The organism is Actinomadura darangshiensis, assembly GCF_004349235.1.
Taxonomy (GTDB): domain Bacteria; phylum Actinomycetota; class Actinomycetes; order Streptosporangiales; family Streptosporangiaceae; genus Spirillospora; species Spirillospora darangshiensis.
In genome coordinates this window covers 1-4,601 of record NZ_SMKY01000466.1, presented here as the reverse complement: position 1 = coordinate 4,601, position 4,601 = coordinate 1, and the positions used below count along the sequence as shown (strand labels likewise).

Annotated in this window: 5 protein-coding genes; 1 reads left to right on the top strand and 4 read right to left on the bottom strand. The window is 74.2% G+C overall.

From position 1 onward, the window contains the following. On the top strand, positions 1-202 hold a 202-nt coding region (locus E1293_RS44705), incomplete at its 5' end, for an LPXTG cell wall anchor domain-containing protein (RefSeq protein WP_132205878.1). Between the two features lie 51 nt (positions 203-253). Here E1293_RS44705 and E1293_RS44700 read toward each other — a convergent pair. The 4 genes from E1293_RS44700 to E1293_RS44685 form a co-directional block, all read right to left on the bottom strand. After that, positions 254-2,011 (bottom strand): serine/threonine protein kinase, encoded by a 1,758-nt coding sequence (locus E1293_RS44700; RefSeq protein ID WP_132205876.1) that lies wholly within the window; start codon positions 2,009-2,011, stop codon positions 254-256. A 158-nt stretch (positions 2,012-2,169) separates the two neighbouring features. Beyond that, complete coding sequence (locus tag E1293_RS44695) at positions 2,170-3,039, bottom strand: HEAT repeat domain-containing protein (RefSeq protein WP_132205874.1); 870 nt, start codon at positions 3,037-3,039, stop codon at positions 2,170-2,172. 38 nt (positions 3,040-3,077) lie between these two features. Further along, positions 3,078-3,158, bottom strand: a complete 81-nt coding sequence (locus E1293_RS50915) for a putative leader peptide (protein ID WP_132205880.1) — start codon at positions 3,156-3,158, stop codon at positions 3,078-3,080. A 61-nt stretch (positions 3,159-3,219) separates the two neighbouring features. Further along, a partial coding sequence (locus E1293_RS44685; protein ID WP_132205872.1) for an ATP-dependent DNA helicase RecG occupies positions 3,220-4,601 on the bottom strand: 1,382 nt, incomplete at its 5' end.

Sequence of the window (4,601 nt, the reverse complement as noted above, 5' to 3'; positions counted from 1 at the left end):
GTCCTCCCCGCTGCTGCCGGAGATCCCGTCCGGCGGCGGCATCGGCCCCGGCGCGACGGCCGCGGGCGAGATCACCCCGCCGAAGGAGCTGCCCTTCACCGGCACCGACGCGCTGCCGCTGGTCGCGCTCGGCCTCGCCGCGATCGGCGCGGGCGGCGCCGCGGTGGCCGCGACCCGCAGGCGGCACGTCCGCGAGTCCTGACCCACCCCGCCCGAGGGGCGTCTCCCACCCGGGAGGCGCCCCTCCGGGGTTTCAGAGCTTCTCGGACTTCGCGACCTTCCATCCGCTGCCCGACTGCTCCAGCAGCAGCCGGCGGACCTCGATCGTGTCGCCGTCGGCGCAGCCGCCCTTGCACCGGCCGAGCAGCACCAGCGCGCCGACCTGGTTCGCCGACCCGCCCGAGCGCAGCCCGACCTCCAGCAGCGTGCCCGCCGTGACGGACGGGGCGTGGGAGACGGCGTCGATCGCCTTGCGGCCCTCCGCGCCCGGCCAGGCGGCGCCCGACGCGTCGGCTCGCGGCGAGCCCGCCTTCAGCGAGTACAGGCTGTCGAGCAGCCAGCCGCCCTGCTCCTTGACCATGGTGGCGCGCATCGGGTCCTGCAGCCGGGTGGGGTCGGCGTCCTCGGCGCGGACCGTCCGCCGGACATAGGACAGCACGGTGACCTTGCCGGACGCCGCGGCCACGACCGCGGAGTCGACGACCTCCGTGCGGACCGTGCCCTTCTTGCCCGCCAGCTCCTCGCGGTAGCCGCGGTCCGCGAGCTGCCGGTCGTAGTCGGAGCGGTACCGCGGCGTGGACACCTTGTGCGCCGCGGCCACATTCTGGTCGAACGCCGCGTGGTCGAAGCTCAGCACCGCCTTGATCGCCTCCGCCGCGGGCGCGACGGCCTCCGCCGCCGCGGCGGGCGGGGCGGCCGTGTCGGTCTGCGCCGTCGCGGGCCGCTCCCCGGAGCCGCCGGTCATCAGCGCCCACGCCGTCGCGCCCGCGCCGAGCGCGATCAGGGGCGCCACGACGGCGGCGGCGATGCCCAGCCCGCGCCGGCGGCGCTGCGGCGGGACGGTGTGCGGCTGCTGGTGCGTTCCACCCGAGCCCGTGCCGGCCAGCGGCCCCGAGCGGCTCATCGTCAGCGGCGCGGGCGGCACCCGCGCGTCCCCGGCGAAATGGGCGCCGGTGCTGAGCGGCCCCTCGTCCTCGGGGACGGCGTGCCCGCCGAGCAGGTTCAGCAGCACCTCCTGCGCCTCCGGGCGCATGGCCGGGTCCTTCGCCAGGCAGGACGCGACGGCGCCGCGCAGCGAGTCCGGCAGCGCCGACAGGTCCGGCTCGTAGTTCAGGATCCGGTGGAACACCGCGGAGATCGTGTCGTTGCCGAAGGGATGCCGCCCCGTCGCCGCGAACAGCATCGTCGCCGCCCAGGTGAACATGTCGACGCCGGTGCCGAGCTCGGTGTCGGTGACCTGCTCGGGCGCCATGTAGGACGGCGTCCCGACGATCCCGCTGCCCTTCGCCGACGCCGCGCCGATGACCCGCGCGATGCCGAAGTCGATGACGCGCGGGCCGTCCGGCCCCATCAGCACGTTGGACGGCTTGAAGTCGCGGTGCAGGATCCCGGCCCGGTGGATCGCCGCCAGCGCCGTCACGGTCCCGATCGCCAGCCGGTCGAGGTCGGTGCCGAGCCGCGGCCCCTGCTCGTGCACCAGCCCGCTGAGGGACGGCCCCGGCACGTACTCGCTCACCACGTACGGCAGGTCGCCGGAGATGTCGGCGTCGACGACCTGCGCCGTGCAGAACCCCGCGACCCGCTCGATCATCCGCATCTCGCGCTCGAACCGCGCCCGCCACTCCGGACTGCGGCTCAGCTGGTCGCGCAGCAGCTTGACCGCCGCCTGCCGGCCGTCGTCGCGCCGCCCCAGGTAGACGACGCTCTGCCCGCCCTCACCGAGCCGCCCGGTCAGCTCGTAGGGGCCGAGCCGCGCCGGATCGCCGGACACCAAAGGGCCGATGGCCGTCATGGGGGGAGCCTCTCCGTCGCGTACGGGCCGCCACGGGGACCTCTACCCGCCCGAGCCCCCGGTGGCCACCTACCATCCTGTACACGTTAGACGTCCGTGATCAACCGTGTGTTCTGGGTGATCTGCGGAGAGACCCGCCGCGGGCGCGGGGCCCGGTGTCAGGCGAGGGACCACCGGGCCTGCGTCCGGACGCCGGGGTCCGGGTCGGCGAGCGTCTCCGTCAGGGCCGTCACCACCTCGGGGTGGTCGGTGCCCCACTGCTCAAGGGCCTGGACGGCGGCCCGGCGGACGTCCACGGTCCGGTCGCCCAGGGCCTTGATCAGCGGCTGGATCGCGAGCTCCGGACGGGCCCTGGACAGGGCTCGGACGGCCCTGCGGCGGACCTGCCAGTCGGTGTGGGCCGTGGCGGTGACGACACGTCCTTCAAGCGGTTCGGGAACACCGAGCTCGGCGGCGGCGTCCAGCGCCGCCAGGCGGACGACCGGGTCGTGGTCGGTGAGGAGGTGCTCCAGCGCGGGCAGGCCGGACGGGCGGGCCAGCCGGCCGAGGCCCTCGGCGACGGCGACGCGGATCTCGCGGGACGGGTCGTCGGCGGCCTCGGCGACGCGGCTCACCTCGCGCAGCGCCACCAGGCCCAGCACGGCCTGGATCCTGACCTGCGGCTCGTCGTCCTGGAGCCCCTGCGCGTACAGCTCGCCGGCGCCGCCGGCGAGGATCTCGACCAGGTCGGCGGCGGTCTCGCGGACGAAGGCGTCCCGGCCGCGGGAGGCGGCGAGGAGCAGCGCGTCCACGCCGTCGTCGCCGAAGTACAGCTCGGGCAGGGCGCGCAGCGCGTCGGCGGCGGCGCGGCGGACGTCCTCGTGGTCGTCGGCGAGCGCCCAGGCGAGGGTGTCGCCGGTGCCACGCGGCGCCTCCCCCGCCCGGGCGGCACTGGTGAGCACCGCGAGCGCGGCGGCGCGCGTCGCGGGCTCGGGTTCGCGGAGGAAGTCCTCCACGTCGTCCAGCCGGATGGTGTCGATGTGAGTCATGGCGTGCTCCTTGTGTCTCCGTCGGGTCCGTGCGCGGTTCAGCGGCGGAGACAAAGGGCGCTGGCCTGCCGCCGGAGGTCGACGTGCAGGCGCGCGATCAAAGCCTGACTCGGGTTCACGCGTTCATCGTGACCCGGCCCCAAGATATTGTCAACTTAATAAGTAGGGAAAGTTCTTAGCTCAGGTCTTCTCCAGGAAGTCGGCGCGCTCCTCGTCCAGCAGGGAGGCCAGGACGGTCGCGAGGCCGGGGTGCTCGACGAGGTCCGGGTCGGCGCCGACCAGGGCCGTGGCCTCCTCGCGGGCGTCGCGGATGACGTCCTCGTCGCGCTGGAGGGTCAGCAGCCGCAGGCTGGACGCGCGCCCGGCCTGCGCGGCGCCGAGGACATCGCCCTCCCGGCGCTGCTCGAGGTCGAGCCGGGACAGCTTGAAGCCGTCGGTCGTGGAGGCGACCGCGTCGAGCCGCTCCCGGGCCTTGCTGCCCGGCACCGCCTCGGTCACGAGGAGGCAGAGGCCGTGCAGCGAGCCGCGGCCGACGCGTCCGCGCAGCTGGTGGAGCTGGGAGACGCCGAACCGGTCCGCGTCCATGATCACCATGACGGTGGCGTTGGGGACGTCGACGCCGACCTCGATGACCGTGGTGGCGAGCAGGACGTCCAGCTCCCGCGCGGTGAAGCGGCGCATCACCGCGTCCTTCTCGTCCGGGTGCAGCTTGCCGTGCAGGACGCCGATGCGCAGCCCGGCGAGGAGCTCCTCCAGCTTGGGCAGCACCTCCATGATCCCGAGCGGCGAGCGGCGGTCGCCCTCCTCCGCCACGACGGCGTCGCCCTCGTCGCCCTCCTGCTCGCCGATGCGCGGGCAGACGATGTAGATCTGCCGCCCGTTCGCCGCCTCCTCCTTGATCCGCTCCCAGATGCGCGCGAAGAACGCGGGCTTCTCCGGCGGGACGACATGCGTCTGGATCTCCGACCGCCCTGCCGGGAGCTGCCCGAGCACCGAGGTCTCCAGGTCGCCGAACACGGTCATCGCCACCGTGCGCGGAATCGGCGTCGCCGTCATGACGAGCACGTGAGGACGCCCGCCGCCGACCTTCTCGCGCAGCGCGTCCCGCTGCTCGACGCCGAACCGGTGCTGCTCGTCCACCACGACGAACCCCAGATCGGCGAACTGGACGGTCTCCTGCAGCAGCGCATGCGTCCCGACGACGATCCCGGCGGCTCCGGACGCGGCGTCCAGCAGCGCCTCCTTGCGCGCCTTGGCCCCCAGCGACCCGGTCAGCAACGCGACCCGCGTAGCGTTCTCCGCCCCGCCGATCTGCCCGGCTTGAGCCAGATCCCCCAGCATCCCGGTGATGGACCGGTAATGCTGCTGCGCCAGAACCTCGGTGGGCGCCAGCAGCGCCGCCTGCCCGCCTCCGTCCACCACCTGCAACATCGCCCGCAACGCGACCACCGTTTTGCCCGATCCGACGTCGCCTTGGAGGAGGCGGTGCATGGGGTGGTCGGTGGCCAGGTCGGCGGCTATCTCGTCGCCCACCTCGCGTTGGCCCTTGGTGAGTTCGAAGG